This is a genomic window from Xanthomonas campestris pv. asclepiadis (assembly GCF_020784175.1).
In the GTDB taxonomy this organism is placed as follows: domain Bacteria; phylum Pseudomonadota; class Gammaproteobacteria; order Xanthomonadales; family Xanthomonadaceae; genus Xanthomonas; species Xanthomonas campestris_D.
The window spans coordinates 1-15,266 of sequence record NZ_JAJGQM010000038.1 but is presented as its reverse complement, the minus strand read 5'-3'; the positions used below and the strand labels follow the sequence as shown (position 1 = coordinate 15,266).

The following is a 15,266-nucleotide window of genomic DNA, read 5'->3' as shown; positions in this document are numbered from 1 at the left end:
GCACGGGTCGGCTGAGCCATGACGCGGTGCGTCGATGCTAGAATTGAGAACCATTCCTAACAATCAGGCCGTCTTTGTGACGCTGTCCGACATGCCCTTGCATCGCGCCGCCATCGTGGATTCCGTGGAGGATCGCCTCCCCAACGACACGATCGCCCGGCGTCTGCGCGAACTGGGTTTTGTCGCCGGCGAAGAAGTCACGGTGCTGGCGACCGGGCCGGTCGGGCGCGAACCGCTGCTGGTACAGGTCGGTTACACGCGATTTGCCCTGCGGCGCAGCGAAGCCGCACGCGTGCAGGTGCGCGTCGATGGAGCGCAGGCATGAGCACCGCAACCGTCCCCATGCGTCTGGCGCTGGTGGGCAATCCCAACAGCGGCAAGACCGCGCTGTTCAATCAGCTGACCGGCAGCCGGCAGAAGGTCGCCAACTACACCGGCGTCACCGTCGAACGCAAGGAGGGGCAGTTCCGTGCGCCGTCCGGGCGCGACTTCGCGGTGCTGGATCTGCCGGGTGCCTACAGCCTGCAGCCGGCCAGTCTGGATGAAGCGATCACCCGCGACCTGTGCCGTGGCTTCTATCCCGGCGAACCGGCGCCGGACGTGCTGGTCTGCGTGATGGATGCGACCAACCTGCGCCTGCATCTGCGCTTTGCGCTGGAGCTGCGCGAGCTGGGCCGGCCGATGATCGTGGCCCTGAACATGGTCGACGCCGCGCAGCGGCGCGGCATCGTCATCGACCTGCCTGCGCTGGAACAGGCGCTCGGGGTGCCGGTGGTGGAAACGGTGGCGGTGCGCCGCGGCGGCGCCAAGGCGCTGGTCGAGCGCATCGACGCGCAGGCCGCGCGCCTGGCGGCACCGAGCGCCACGCCGCCGGCCGATGGCAACTACCACGCGCAGGTGCGACAGATCCTGAGTGCGGCAGTGACCATGCCGACGCGGACCTCGCGGGTGGACGATGCGCTGGACCGCTGGCTGCTGCACCCGCTCTGGGGCCTGGTCACGCTGGCGGTGGTGATGTTCCTGATCTTCCAGGCGGTGTATGCCTGGGCCACCCCGGTGATGGACCTGATTGATGCCGGCACCGCGATGCTGGGCGAGTGGGCGGGCACCACGTTGCCGGAGGGCCCGCTCAACAGCCTGCTCAAGGACGGCATCATCACCGGCCTGGGCGGGGTGATCAAATTCCTGCCACAGATCCTGATCCTGTTCGCCTTCATCCTGGCGCTGGAGGAGTCCGGCTACCTGCCGCGCGCGGCCTTCCTGCTCGATCGCATGATGTCGGCGGCCGGCTTGTCCGGGCGCTCGTTCATCCCGCTGCTGTCGAGCTTTGCGTGTGCGGTGCCGGGCATCATGTCCACCCGCAGCATCCAGGACCCGCGTGACCGGCTCGCCACCATCATGGTCGCGCCCTTGATGACGTGTTCGGCGCGATTGCCGGTGTATGCGTTGCTGATCGGTGCCTTCATCCCGCAGAAGACCGTGTGGGGCATCTTCAACCAGCAAGGCCTGATCCTGTTCGCGCTGTATGCCGCGGCCATCGTCAGCGCGCTGCTGGTGTCGTGGACGATGAAGAAGTGGCGCCGCGACAAGAGCGAGCATCCGTTGATGCTGGAGCTGCCGTCCTATCGCCTACCGCATCTGCCCGACTTGGCGCTGGGGCTCTGGGAGCGTGCGCTGATCTTCCTCAAGCGCGTCGGTGGCATCATTCTGGCCCTGACCATCCTGCTGTGGTTCCTGTTGTCGTTTCCGGCCGCGCCGGCCGACGCCACCCTGCCGGCGATCGATTACAGCTTCGCCGGGCGCATCGGCCATGCGATGGCGATCTTCTTCGCGCCGTTGGGCTTCAACTGGCAGATCTGCATCGCCCTGATCCCGGGCCTGGCCGCGCGCGAAGTGGCAGTGGCCTCGCTGGCAACCGTGTATGCGCTGTCGGCTGCCGACGACGATGCCGCCGCGCAGGCCTTGTCGCCGCTGATCAGCGATGGCTGGTCGCTGGCCACCGCGCTGTCGCTGCTGGTCTGGTACATCTACGCACCGATGTGCATCTCCACGCTGGCCACGATCAAGCGCGAAACCAACTCGTGGAAACAGATGACCATCAGCGCGGTGTACCTGTTCGCGCTGGCCTACCTGGCCTCGTTGGTGACCTATCAGCTGGCCGTGCTGCTTGGAGCCGGCTGAGATGGATCTCTCGCTCACGCTGCAATACGTGGTCATCGCATGCGCAGTGCTGCTGAGCCTGTGGGTGGTGATGAAGAAGCAGTTTCCCGGCCTCTTGCGGCGTCTGCGCAGCACACTGGCAATCGGTCTGCTGCGCGAGGGGCGACCTGCGTGGATGCACGCCTTGGGGCGTCGCGTGGCGCCGCCGGCTGCGCAGAGCGCTGCGGCCTGCGGTGGCTGCGACAGCTGCGGGCCAACGCCGCCGCGTAGCCACTGACACAGCTGCTCCTCTACACTTGCACGGCTGCAGGATGCGGCGGTACAGGGGATAGGCGATGCGTTTGTTGGTGTTGTTGGCAATCTTGGCTGCCGTTGCGGGCATCTATAACTACGGCGGCAATGCGTTGGACGAAACGCAGGTGCGCGATTTCTACGCGGCGCACGACAAGGCGATGTTGAGCCAGGATGGCGAGGCGCTGTGCGCGATGACCGCGCCGGAGTTCGAAATGGTGGTGTTGTACCGCATGGACTCGCACCAGAAGCGGCAGACCGCCACACGCGAGAAATACTGCAAATCCAATGGCGAATGGGCGCAGGTGCTGCGTCAGATGCGCCATGTGGCCTCCCCGGAAGAGTTGATCGACTACAAGCACTCGATCACCAAGATCGAAATCGCTGCCGATGCGGCCTCGGCCATGGTCGAGACGCGCGCCACGCTCGGTTTGCCAGGGGTGCGCATGACCTTCCGCTCGCGCGACAAGGTGATCCGCAAGCGCTGGAAGATCTTGATCGAACGCAGCGAGGGCACTGCCTGGGTGGGCCCGGCGTACGAGTAAGCGCCGCCGGCAACAGCGCTGCCCATCGTCGGGCCGGCGCCACCGTCGCGCGGAAGCGCTGCCTGTCATCTGCACTAGCCTTTCTGGCTCGCTGCCTCGCCAACTTGCGTCCGCAGCGTGCTTCGACGGGACAGGCGACATCCTGCGCGATGCGATGCGATGCGATGCGACGCGCGTGCCGATGGCACTATTGGCTGACGCTGACGCTGACGCTGACGCTGACGCAAGCGCATCGGCATCGCCGTAGGGCGATTTCGGTAGCGCCACCGCCACGCGAGCAAGCGGCGTGACGCGTGGCGAGACTTGGTGCAGCGGCCTTGGTGCGGCAGCGACACCGGCATGGCCGAGTTGCGTACTCGACGCTGCAGTGCACAGCGCGTCGGCCACAGGCCTTCGCTATGCTTGCGCCATGACGACCTCCTTCCAGATCTCCCGACGTGCGCAGGCGCTGACCAGTTCGGCGATTCGCGAAATCCTCAAGGTGACCGAGCGGCCGGAGGTCATTTCCTTCGCCGGTGGCTTGCCGTCGCCGGCCACCTTTCCGGTGGAGCGCATGCGCGCGGCCAGCGATCAGGTGCTGCGCGATGCGCCGCAGGCCGCGCTGCAATACGGCCCCACCGAAGGCTACGCGCCGCTGCGCGAATGGGTGGCCGCACGGCTGAGCCGCGACGGCGCCAGCATCCGGCCCAGCCAGGTGTTGATCACCACCGGCTCGCAGCAGGGCCTGGATTTGCTCGGCAAGGTGTTCATCGACGAAGGCAGCAAGGTGCTGGTGGAAACGCCGAGCTATCTGGGCGCGTTGCAGGCGTTTTCGTTGTTCCAGCCGGCGTTCGTCGGCATGCCCTCGGACGACGACGGCGTGGTGGTGGATGCGCTGGATCCGGCGTTGCTGGCCGACGCACGTTTTCTGTATTGCCTGCCGAATTTTCAGAACCCCACCGGACGCCGGCTGCCATTGGCGCGGCGTCAGGCCTTGATCGCACGCGCAGCCGAGGCGGGCGTGCCGATCGTCGAGGACGATCCGTACGGCGAGCTGTACTACAGCGGCCAGCCGTTGCCGAGCCTGTTGTCGCTCAATCCGGAGGGCGTGATCTACATGGGCTCGTTCTCCAAGGTGCTCGCGCCCGGGCTGCGACTGGGCTATGTGGTCGCACCGGAAGCGGTGTTGGGCAAGCTGATCCAGGCCAAGCAGGCGGCCGATCTGCATACGCCCTCGTTCACCCAGCGCGTGGTCCACCAGACGCTGCAGGACGATTTTCTGGACACGCATATCCCGCAGATCCGCGCGCTGTATGCGCGCCAATGCAGCCTGATGCTGGAGGCACTGGATCGGCATTTCCCGCCCCAGGTGCAATGGAATCGTCCCGAAGGCGGCATGTTCCTGTGGGTGAACCTGCCGCCCGGGCTGGACGGCACTGCGCTGCTGGCGCGTGCGATCGCACGCAATGTGGCGTTCGTGCCGGGTGCGCCGTTCTACGCCACCTTGCCGCAGGTCAATACCTTGCGGCTGTCGTTCGTCACCGTGCCCGGCGACAGGATCGATGCCGGCATCCAGGTCCTGGGCGAGGTGCTACGCGAGGCGCTGGCCGAATTGCCGGGGCAGGGCGCGTGACCGCGCAGACCGCTGGCGTGCAGGCGCCTGCGCTTGCGATCACCATCGACAGCATCGCGATCGGCATCGCACGCGATTTCACCCGCCCCGGCAGCCGCAGCGCGATCGACAAGCGTGCGGTGGACGGCGCGGTGCGCGTCGGTCCGGAAGGTCTCGAAGGCGACGAACAGGGCGACCGCCGCGTGCATGGCGGGCCGGATAAGGCGATCCATCACTACCCGCGCGATCACTACGCGGCATGGCGAACCGAACTCGGTGCACACGCGTTGCTGGAGACTGCCGGCGCATTCGGCGAAAACCTGAGCAGCGTCGGTCTCACCGAAGCCGACGTCTGCCTGGGCGATCGCTTTGCATTGGGCACGGCGGTAGTGGAAGTGTCGCAGCTGCGTCAGCCATGCTGGAAGCTGTCCGACCGCTTCGGCGTGCGCGATCTGGCGCGGCGCGTGCAGGACACCGGCCGCACCGGCTGGTATTACCGCGTCTTGCAGCCCGGCGACATTGCGGCAGGCGATAGGCTGACGCTGCAGCAGCGCCCGCATCCGCAATGGACGCTGTCGCGCCTGCAACAGCTGCTGTATGCGCGCGATGTCGATGTCGCCGCCATCACCGAGGTGCTGCAACTGCCGCTGGTGCCGTCATGGCAGGCGCTGTTTGAACGCCGTCTGCAACGCCGCGAAGTAGAGAGCTGGGGCAAGCGCCTGGATGGCGCAAGCGACTGAGAGCCGCCAACACCATCGCGCGCGATCAAAGGCCGCAGCCGCGCCAGTTGCAGCGTGTGCCATGCGTTCACGAACGTCGAACACGCGCCGCGCCAACCCACACCTGCCCGCCAAGCTGTGTTGCCCCAACTCAGCAATCAACCACCACGCGCATCTCGCTGACGCCACCAAGCCAAAGCGAAAGCGCTACTGCACGCAAAACAGTGCACACCCGCACCCGCTCTAACGAATCCCCAATCCCGATTCCCGATTCCCAGCTTTAACAAATCCCCAATCCCGACTCCCCAATCCCGGCTTTTACAATTTCCGAATCCCCATTCCCGATTCCCAGCTATCTTGTACAACCCCATCGCCCAGCTAGGCCTGCCGCCATGACACCGTCTCCTGTGAAAGTTCTGATCCACGGCGCCTCCGGGCGGATGGGCAAGGCATTGCTGCGCTTGGCCGCCGAAGACGAGAGCTTGCACGTCGTCGGTGCGGTGGTGGGGCGTTCGCCCTCACAGCGCGTGGTGGATGGCGTGCCGTATTTCGCCGCCAGCGAACTCGGCGGTGCGCCGGCCTTCGATGTGGCGATCGACTTCAGCTTGCCGCAGGGCTTCGCACCGATCCTGGCGTTGTGCGCGCAGCGCGGCAAACCGCTGGTGTCCGGCACCACCGGTCTGGATGAAGCGCAGCGCGCCGCGTTGCTGGAGGCCGCGCAACAGATTCCGTTGGTGTGGGCGTCCAACTTCAGCCTGGGCGTTGCGGTGCTGACCGAGCTGGTGGAGCGTGCCGCCGGCAGCCTGCCGGGCTGGGATTGCGACATCGTCGAGGCGCATCACGTGCACAAGCAGGACGCGCCATCCGGCACCGCATTGACGCTGGGCGAGGCGGCCACCGGCAGCGGTGCGCAGCCGCGCTTCGCCAGCCTGCGCGCCGGCGATATCGTCGGCGAGCACACGGTGCAGTTCACCGGGCTGGGCGAACGTGTGGAACTGATTCACCGCGCCAGCAATCGCGACATCTTCGCGCGCGGCGCCTTGCATGCAGCCAAACGGCTGATCGGCAAGCCGGCCGGCAGTTACCGCGTGCGCGACTTGGTGCTGTAGCCCGGCGCGCAACCGCGCATGAATGGTGAGCCGCTGTAATAGCGCATTCACCTCGCTGTTGCGACCTCACTGCGGCTCTGGGTGTTCTTCAGGCTGGCATGCCGGGGCACTTGCCTTTACAATTCTCGCTTGCCCGAACCAGCGTCGGACCGGTCCTCAGCACCGCGTCCGCGCTTTGCTGCAACCGGAATTTGGCCGGAAGCGCATCGGAGTCCCAGGCAGCCAGAGCGAGACCCCCACGTGACCCAACCCGCAATCCTTGTCCTCGAAGACGGCACCGTGTTCGAGGGCGAATCCGTAGGCGCCAACGGGCTTTCCGTCGGCGAAGTGGTGTTCAACACCGCCATGACCGGTTACCAGGAAGTCCTGACCGATCCCTCCTACGCCCGCCAGATGGTCACGCTGACCTATCCGCATATCGGCAACACCGGCTTTACCGATCAGGATGACGAGGCCAGCAAGATCTGGGCCGCCGGCCTGATCGTGCGCGATGTGCCGCGTCGTCCCAGCAGCTGGCGCAGCGAAGTTGCACTGCCGGAATGGCTGCAGGCCCGCGGTGTGGTGGCCATTTCCGGTATCGATACCCGCAAGCTGACCCGCCTGTTGCGGCAGAAGGGCGCCCAGAACGGCGCACTGATGGCCGGCGAGATCGATGTCGACAAGGCGCTGGAAGCGGCACGCAGCTTCCCCGGCCTGAAGGGCATGGACCTGGCCAAGGTGGTTTCCACCGAGACCAGCTACAACTGGCAGGAAGGCTCGCTGGATCTGAACTCCGACACCTTCGTGCGCGCCGAGCTGAAGCACAAGGTCGTGGCCTATGACTACGGCGTCAAGCTCAACATCCTGCGCATGCTGGCCGACCGTGGTTGCGACGTCACCGTGGTGCCGGCACGCACGCCGGTGGCCGAGGTGCTGGCGATGCAGCCCGATGGCGTGTTCCTGTCCAATGGTCCGGGCGACCCGGAGCCCTGCGATTACGCGATCGCCGCGATCAAGGAACTGGTCGCGCAGAAGGTGCCGACCTTCGGTATCTGCCTGGGCCATCAGTTGCTGGCGCTGGCCGCTGGCGCCAGCACGGTCAAGATGACCACCGGCCATCACGGCGCCAATCATCCGGTGCAGGATCTGGATGGCGGGCGGGTGATGATCACCTCGCAGAACCATGGCTTTGCGGTCGACGAAAGCACGCTGCCGGCCAATGTGCGGGTGACCCATCGGTCGCTGTTCGATGGCACCAACCAGGGCATCGCGCTGACCGACGCACCGGCGTTCTCGTTCCAGGGCCACCCGGAAGCCTCGCCGGGCCCACGCGATGTGGGGCCGTTGTTCGACCGGTTCGTGGCGTTGATGGACAAGGATGCCAAGCGCGCATGAGCGCTCGGTTGATGGGTGTGCTGATCCTGCTGGTGGGCGCCGCCGTGGCCTATTGGGGCATCTGGATGCCGCTGGAGCAGGCGCGGGCCGGAGCCGAGTCGATCACGCTGCACGGCGGCATGAAACTGGCCTTGCTGGTGCCGATGTGTGTCGTGTTCGGCGTCGGCTATGTGGTTGGAGGCGGATCCTTTCACCAGCGCATGCAGAACACCGACCCGGACAAGGTGCGCCGGTGGGGCAAGACCTCCGGGACCGGCTGGCTGTTGCTCCTGGTCAGCTTCGCCGCCGCGTTCGCGCTGCATCAGTGGATGCAGAACACCCTGCGCGCCCTGGGCTATGGATACGCCGGATGAACCCGGCTTTCGGCTCCGTGGAGTCGATGCAACATCATGCCGCGTCGCGATGCGATCGCCGCGGCCACTCTTCCGCACCTGCGGCTTGCCGCATGTTCCTAATCGAGTAAAGAAATGCCAAAGCGCACCGACCTAAAAACCATCCTGATCATCGGCGCCGGCCCGATCGTCATCGGCCAGGCCTGCGAGTTCGACTACTCCGGCGCGCAGGCGTGCAAGGCGCTGCGCGACGAGGGCTATCGCGTGGTGCTGGTCAACAGCAATCCGGCCACGATCATGACCGACCCGGACATGGCCGATGCGGTGTACATCGAGCCGATCAACTGGCAGACGGTCGAGAAGATCATCGCCAAGGAAAAGCCTGATGCCCTGCTGCCGACCATGGGCGGGCAGACCGCGCTGAACTGCGCGCTAGACCTGGCCGACCACGGCGTGCTGGAGAAGTACAACGTCGAACTGATCGGCGCCAAGCGCGAAGCCATCCGCATGGCCGAAGACCGCGAGCTGTTCCGCGTGGCGATGGGCGAGATCGGCCTGGATTGCCCCCGCGCCGAAGTGGCGCACACGCTGGAAGAGGCGCTGGATATCCAGACCCGCGTCGGCTACCCGACCATCATCCGTCCCAGCTTCACCCTGGGCGGCAGCGGCGGCGGCATCGCCTACAACCGCGAAGAGCTGATCGAGATCGTCGGCCGTGGCCTGGAACTGTCGCCGACCACCGAAGTGCTGGTGGAAGAATCGGTGCTGGGCTGGAAGGAGTTCGAGATGGAAGTGGTCCGCGACACCGCGGACAACTGCATCATCGTCTGCGCGATCGAGAACCTCGACCCGATGGGCGTGCATACCGGCGACTCGATCACCGTGGCACCGGCGCAGACGCTCACCGACAAGGAATACCAGCGCCTGCGCGATGCCTCGATCGCGGTGCTGCGCAAGATCGGTGTGGATACCGGCGGTTCCAACGTGCAGTTCGGCATCAGCCCGACCACCGGCCGCGTGGTGGTGATCGAGATGAATCCGCGCGTGTCGCGCTCGTCGGCGCTGGCGTCCAAGGCCACCGGCTTTCCGATCGCCAAGGTCGCCGCCAAGCTGGCGGTGGGCTACACACTGGACGAATTGCGCAACGAGATCACCGGTGGCCTGACCCCGGCCTCGTTCGAGCCGTCGATCGACTACGTGGTCACCAAGATCCCGCGCTTTGCGTTCGAGAAATTCCCGCAGGCCGATGCGCGCCTGACCACCCAGATGAAGTCGGTGGGCGAGGTGATGGCGATGGGCCGCACCTTCCAGGAATCGCTGCAGAAGGCGTTGCGTGGCCTGGAAACCGGCAAGATCGGGCTGGACCCGACCGGCCTGGACCTGAACAGCGAAGACGATATCGCCGCGCTCAAGCGCGAGCTCAAGGCGCCGGGCCCGGAGCGCCTGTTCTATGTCGCCGATGCGTTCCGCGCCGGCATGAGCGTGGCCGATGTCTACGCGCTGTCGTTCATCGACCCCTGGTTCCTGGATCAGATCGAAGAACTGATCAGCCACGAACAGCAGCTGGCCGATGACGGCATGCCGGCACTGGATGCGGCGCGTCTGCGCACGCTCAAGCGCGCCGGTTTCTCCGACGCGCGCCTGGCCGAGCTGACCGGCACCAACGAGGAATCGGTGCGCACGCTGCGTCGCGCGCTCAAGGTGCGCCCGGTCTACAAGCGCGTGGATTCCTGCGCTGCCGAATTCGCCACCAGCACCGCGTACCTGTATTCGACCTACGAGGACGAGTGCGAGGCGCTGCCGACCGACCGCGACAAGATCATGATCCTGGGCGGTGGCCCCAACCGCATCGGCCAGGGCATCGAGTTCGATTACTGCTGCGTGCACGCAGCCCTTGCGCTGCGCGATGACGGCTTTGAAACCATCATGGTCAACTGCAACCCGGAGACCGTGTCCACCGATTACGACACCTCCGACCGTCTGTACTTCGAGCCGCTGACGCTGGAAGACGTGCTGGAAATCGTCGAGCTGGAAAAACCCAAGGGCGTGATCGTGCAGTACGGCGGCCAGACTCCGCTGAAGCTGGCGCGCGCGCTGGAAGCCAACGGCGTGCCGGTGATCGGCACCTCGCCCGATTCGATCGACCTGGCCGAAGACCGCGAGCGCTTCCAGCAACTGGTCGACAAGCTGGGCCTGAAGCAGCCGCCAAACCGCATTGCCCGCAATGCGGAGGAAGCCCTGGTGCTGGCGCGCGAGATCGGCTACCCGCTGGTGGTGCGTCCGAGCTACGTGCTCGGCGGCCGCGCGATGGAAATCGTCTACGGCGAATCCGACCTGGCGCGCTATGTACGCGACGCGGTCAAGGTCTCCAACGATTCGCCGGTGCTGCTGGACCGCTTCCTCGACAACGCGGTGGAAGTGGACGTGGACATCATTGCCGACAAGGACGGCAACGTGCTGATCGGCGGGCTGATGGAACACATCGAAGAGGCCGGCGTGCATTCGGGCGATTCGTCCTGCTCGCTGCCGCCGTATTCGCTCTCGCCCAAGACCCAGGCCGAGCTGCGCCGCCAGGTGGTGATGCTGGCCGAAGGCCTGAACGTGGTCGGCCTGATGAACACCCAGTTCGCGGTGCAGGTGAACGAGGCCGGCGACGATGTGGTGTTCCTGCTGGAAGTGAACCCGCGTGCCTCGCGCACCGTGCCGTTCGTGTCCAAGGCGATCGGCATGCCGCTGGCCAAGATCGCCGCGCGCTGCATGGCCGGCAAGACGCTGGCCGAGCAGGGTGCCACCAAGGAAATCGTGCCGGGCTATTACTCGGTGAAGGAGGCGATCTTCCCGTTCGCCAAGTTCCAGGGCGTGGACCCGATCCTCGGGCCGGAGATGCGCTCCACCGGCGAGGTGATGGGTGTGGGCCGCAGCTTCAGCGCCGCGTTTGCGCGCGCGCAGGAGGCCGGCGGCATCAAGGCACCGCCGGTGGGCAAGGCGTTCGTGTCGGTGCGCGATCCGGACAAGCAGCGCGTGTTGCCGGTGGCGCAGGCCCTGGTGGAGCGCGGCTATACGCTGGTCGCCACGCGCGGCACCGGCGCCTGGCTGCAGCAGAACGGGCTGAACTGCGAGATCGTCAACAAGGTCGCCGAAGGGCGCCCGCATATCGTCGATTCGATCAAGAACGGCGAGATCGTGTATATCGTCAACACCACCGAAGGTCGCGCCGCCATCTCCGATTCGTTCTCGATCCGGCGTGAAGCATTGCAGCATCGCGTGACCTATTCGACCACTGTTGCCGGCGCCAAGGCGCTGGTGCATTCGCTGGAATTCCGCGGCACCGGCCCTGTCTGGTCGCTGCAGGAACTGCACAAGGAGCTGGAAGCATGAGAGCACCCATGACGGCAAAGGGCGCGCAGCGCCTGCGCGAAGAGCTGGACCAGCTGAAGTCGGTCAAGCGTCCGGCGGTGATCAATGCGATCGCCGAAGCGCGCGCGCACGGCGATCTGAAGGAAAACGCCGAGTACCACGCCGCGCGCGAGCAGCAGAGCTTCATCGAAGGCCGCATCAAGCAGCTGGAAGGCGAGCTCTCGCATGCCGAGATCATCGACATCACCAAGCTGTCGGCCGGCAACAAGATCGTGTTCGGCGCCACGGTGACGCTGGCCGACACCGAGACCGACGAAGAGAAGCGCTACCAGATCGTTGGCGATCTGGAAGCGGACATCAAGCTGGGCATGATCGCGATCTCCTCGCCGCTGGCACGTGCATTGATCGGCAAGCTGGAAGGCGATTCGGTCACCATCGATGCGCCGGCCGGCCAGCGCGAGTACGAAGTGGTCAGCGTTGCCTATCTGGACTGACGCGGCGGGATTGAACGACGCCACCGCCCGATGACCACCGCCACGCTGCTGCTGCCGGAAAAACGCCGCCTGCCCGGTGAACTGGGCGATACGCCGGTGGCGCGTGCGCTGGCGCGCGCCGACCAGCAAAGCGTCGAGCCCGGCGAGGTGGCGCAGCTGCAGCGCCACTTCACGCTGACGCCTGCGCAGTGGCCGGTGGCCGCGTTGACCCGCCAGCTCGATGCCGGCGATGCGGCCGGTGCGACCTGGGTGCGTGCCGATCCGGCCTACGTGGTGCCGGACATGCAGGGTGCGCGCTTGATGGGCTACGGCGAGGCGCTCGGCCCCACCGCCGAGGACCTGGCGGTGTTGCTGCCCATCCTCAAGCCGATGTTTGGCGATGCCGGCTTCCTGCTGGATGCGCCCACGCCTGCGCGCTGGTATCTGCGGCTGTCGCCGGATGCCAAATTGCCGGAATTTGCGCCACCGGATCTGGCGATCGGCGATGACCTGTTCGAGCATCTGCCGGCAGGCGAGATCGGCAGGCGCTGGCGTGCCTTGCTGACCGAGGCGCAGGTGCTGCTGCATCAGCATCCCTGGAACGAGGACCGCGTGGCCAGCGGCAAACCGGCGATCAATTCGCTGTGGTTCTGGGGCGGCGGCGTGCTGCCACATGCAGTGAGCTCGTCGCACCGTCAGGTGCGCAGCCGCGAATCGCTGCTGCGTGCGCTGGCGCTGGCGGCCGGTGCCGATGCGCAGGGCGAACAACGCGTGGATGCGTTGGTGGACCTGCGGCACCTGCGCTCGCTGCAGCAGTTCAGCGACGATGCGGTGGCGCCGTTGCTGGCGGCGATGGCACGTGGCGAACTGGATCGGCTGGTGCTGGATTTCCAGGACGGCGACACCGTGTCGCTGACGCATGCGCAACGCTGGCGCTTCTGGCGCAAGCCGCGGGCACAGCTGGCGCAATGACCTCCACCCCGCGGATCGTCCGGCGCCCACCCGGGCAGGCCGGCAGTTGGCCCGATGCCATGTTGCCGCTGCTGCGCCGCATCTATGCTGCGCGCGGCGTGACCGATACGCAGGGCGCGCAGCCGCGCCTGGGGCAGTTGCTGTCGCCGCAGTTGCTGCACAACAGTGACGTGGCGGCCGAGCTGCTGGCCGATGCGATCGCACAGCAGCGTCGCATCCTGGTGGTGGGCGATTTCGACTGCGATGGCGCCACCGCCTGTGCGGTCGGCGTGCGTGGCTTGCGCATGCTCGGCGCGCTGGATGTCCACCACGCCGTGCCCAATCGCATGGTGCATGGCTATGGTCTGTCGCCTGCGCTGGTGGACGAGCTGGCTGCATTGCAGCCGGATCTGCTGGTCACCGTCGATCACGGCATCGCCTGCCACGCCGGCGTGGCCGCGGCCAAGGCGCGTGGCTGGACGGTGCTGGTCACCGACCATCACCTGCCTGGCGAAGTGTTGCCGCCGGCCGATGCGATCGTCGATCCGAATCTGGCCAACGACCGCTTACCGAGCAAATCCCTGGCCGGGGTCGGGGTGATCTTCTACGTGCTGATGGCCTTGCGCGGCGTGCTGCGCGCGCGCGGCGCCTTTGCCGAACGCGCCGAGCCGGACCTGTCGGTATTGCTGGACCTGGTGGCGGTCGGCACGGTCGCCGATCTGGTGCCACTGGACACCAACAACCGTGCGCTGGTGTCGGCCGGCCTGCGCCGCCTGCGCGAGGGCAAGGGGTGCATCGGCTTGCGCGCCCTGATCGAGGCCAGCGGCCGCGACGTGGCGCGCCTGAGCGCCAGCGATATCGGTTTTGCATTGGGGCCACGTCTCAACGCCGCCGGCCGGCTGGAAGACATGGCCCTGGGCATCGAACTGCTGCTCAGCGAAGACTGGAGCCGGGCGCGCGAGATCGCCGGCACCTTGGAAGAGATCAACGCCGAGCGTCGCGCGGTGCAGCAGTTGATGACCGACGATGCCGAGCAGGCGGTCACCAAGGTGGTGCTGGATGCCGATGGCGAATTGCCGATCGCCGCGTGCCTGTTCGACGCCGACTGGCACCCCGGTGTCATCGGCCTGGTCGCCTCCAAGCTCAAGGACCGGCTGCATCGCCCGGTGATTGCATTGGCGCCGGCCGAGCCGGGCAGCAGCCAGCTGCGTGGCTCGGCGCGTTCGATTCCCGGCCTGCATATCCGCGATGTGCTGGCTGCGGTGGACGCGCGCCACCCGGGCCTGATCCAGAAGTTCGGCGGGCATGCGATGGCGGCCGGATTGAGCCTGGAGCAGGCCGCACTGGCGACCTTCGAGCAGGCATTCCAGCGCCAGGTGCAGACGATGGTGGATGCCTCGCTGCTGCATGCCGAATTGCATAGCGATGGCGAACTGGCCGCGCACGAACTCGATCACCTGCATGCCGAGGCGCTGCGCGTGGCCGGGCCGTGGGGGCAGGGCTTTCCCGAGCCGCTGTTCGATGGTCAGTTCGAAGTGTTGCAATGGCGCCTGCTCAAGGAGCGCCATCTCAAGCTCACCCTGCGCTGCGCCGGCCGTGCCGAACCGCTCAACGCCATCCACTTCAATGGCTGGCGCGGTAGCGAGCCGGCACGCATGGTGCGGTTGGCGTACCGCCTGGTCAGCGACGACTATCGCGGGGGCACCGCAGTGCAGTTGATCGTCGAACATTGCGAGCCGGCGACAGTCACTGGCTGATCTGCGGGCTCAGCGTTATCTACCTTTTGTTGCCGCACCTGGCGTCATTTGGATGTTTCCAAGCCTCGTTGGTCGAAGGCGCGGTGTCCTCGCGGCTCGCGGGACGCACCGTGAATCTGCCCGTGGAGGGAGCTGAGCGTCGGGTTCTCAGGCGCGCGGCTGCCAGTCGCTGGCTTCGGTAGGGGGCGGCAGCGCGGCCGGGGATCGACTCCTCGGCTCGGTCAGACATCCTGTCTGACTCGCCGCCGCGGCACATCCTGAGTGCCGCTCTCCGCCAATCCCCGGCCACGCTGCCGCCTCGGCATGTCGTTTCCACGACCTGGTCAAGGCAGGCCGCTTCACCACCTTGTTTTCAAGATTCGCGATGACGACTCTGCAGGTGTTTTCTTGAAGGTCCTGTGTTGTTCGGCGTGTGCCGGGGAGCCGATCGGACGCGCCGTGATCCAAGCCACACGCGTCATGCTTCGCTTGCAACCACGCACACCGACCATCTGGACAGGTCCTTGCCCGCCCACCGTCGCGGGACCTTAAGCGGCATGGATGCCGCGCTAGAGCCTTATCTGTTCGGATTCTGGCAGTTTGGGCGTCGAGAGCCGGCGTGGGCCAC

13 protein-coding genes are annotated in these 15,266 nt (G+C 66.3%); all 13 read left to right on the top strand.

The genetic code is table 11. The features are described 5' to 3' along the window. Positions 1–76 precede the first annotated feature (76 nt). The 13 genes from LL972_RS15925 (at position 77) to recJ (ending at position 14,659) form a co-directional block, all read left to right on the top strand. Positions 77–325 carry a FeoA family protein gene (locus LL972_RS15925; protein WP_016904358.1) on the top strand — a complete coding sequence of 83 codons (249 nt, stop codon included), beginning with the start codon at positions 77–79 and terminating at the stop codon, positions 323–325. Continuing rightward, positions 322–2,181 carry a ferrous iron transporter B gene (feoB, locus tag LL972_RS15920; RefSeq protein WP_228328416.1) on the top strand — a complete coding sequence of 620 codons (1,860 nt, stop codon included), beginning with the start codon at positions 322–324 and terminating at the stop codon, positions 2,179–2,181. The genes LL972_RS15925 and feoB overlap by 4 nt, the downstream gene beginning before the upstream one ends. A 1-nt stretch (position 2,182) precedes the next feature. After that, positions 2,183–2,437 (top strand): DUF6587 family protein, encoded by a 255-nt coding sequence (locus tag LL972_RS15915; RefSeq protein WP_228328415.1) that lies wholly within the window; start codon positions 2,183–2,185, stop codon positions 2,435–2,437. A gap of 58 nt (positions 2,438–2,495) precedes the next feature. Next, the gene (locus tag LL972_RS15910; protein WP_228328414.1) at positions 2,496–2,996 is read left to right on the top strand and encodes a nuclear transport factor 2 family protein; all 501 of its coding nucleotides are present in this window, start codon (positions 2,496–2,498) and stop codon (positions 2,994–2,996) included. A gap of 409 nt (positions 2,997–3,405) precedes the next feature. After that, positions 3,406–4,608: a PLP-dependent aminotransferase family protein gene (locus tag LL972_RS15905; RefSeq protein ID WP_228328413.1), complete on the top strand. Its 1,203-nt coding sequence runs from the start codon at positions 3,406–3,408 to the stop codon at positions 4,606–4,608. Continuing rightward, positions 4,605–5,327, top strand: coding sequence for an MOSC domain-containing protein (locus LL972_RS15900; RefSeq protein WP_228328412.1), 723 nt, complete (start codon positions 4,605–4,607; stop codon positions 5,325–5,327). The genes LL972_RS15905 and LL972_RS15900 overlap by 4 nt, the downstream gene beginning before the upstream one ends. Positions 5,328–5,698: 371 nt before the next feature. Beyond that, complete coding sequence (gene dapB, locus LL972_RS15895; protein ID WP_228328411.1) at positions 5,699–6,415, top strand: 4-hydroxy-tetrahydrodipicolinate reductase; 717 nt, start codon at positions 5,699–5,701, stop codon at positions 6,413–6,415. Positions 6,416–6,655: 240 nt separating this feature from the next. Further along, positions 6,656–7,789 (top strand): glutamine-hydrolyzing carbamoyl-phosphate synthase small subunit, encoded by a 1,134-nt coding sequence (gene carA / locus LL972_RS15890; protein ID WP_228328410.1) that lies wholly within the window; start codon positions 6,656–6,658, stop codon positions 7,787–7,789. Further along, positions 7,786–8,142 (top strand): type II secretion system protein M, encoded by a 357-nt coding sequence (locus LL972_RS15885; protein WP_228328409.1) that lies wholly within the window; start codon positions 7,786–7,788, stop codon positions 8,140–8,142. The genes carA and LL972_RS15885 overlap by 4 nt, the downstream gene beginning before the upstream one ends. 114 nt (positions 8,143–8,256) lie before the next feature. Further along, a complete protein-coding gene (carB, locus tag LL972_RS15880) occupies positions 8,257–11,499 on the top strand; it encodes a carbamoyl-phosphate synthase large subunit (protein ID WP_228328408.1) in 3,243 nt (1,080 codons plus the stop codon). An 8-nt stretch (positions 11,500–11,507) separates the two neighbouring features. Continuing rightward, on the top strand, positions 11,508–11,972 hold the full coding sequence (greA, locus tag LL972_RS15875) for a transcription elongation factor GreA (protein ID WP_016903166.1): 465 nt from the start codon (positions 11,508–11,510) through the stop codon (positions 11,970–11,972). 30 nt (positions 11,973–12,002) lie between these two features. Next, entirely contained in the window at positions 12,003–12,923 is a 921-nt protein-coding gene (locus tag LL972_RS15870; protein WP_228328407.1) for a phosphoglycerate mutase, read from the top strand. Beyond that, the gene (gene recJ / locus LL972_RS15865) at positions 12,920–14,659 is read left to right on the top strand and encodes a single-stranded-DNA-specific exonuclease RecJ (protein WP_228328406.1); all 1,740 of its coding nucleotides are present in this window, start codon (positions 12,920–12,922) and stop codon (positions 14,657–14,659) included. The genes LL972_RS15870 and recJ overlap by 4 nt, the downstream gene beginning before the upstream one ends. Positions 14,660–15,266 lie beyond the last annotated feature (607 nt).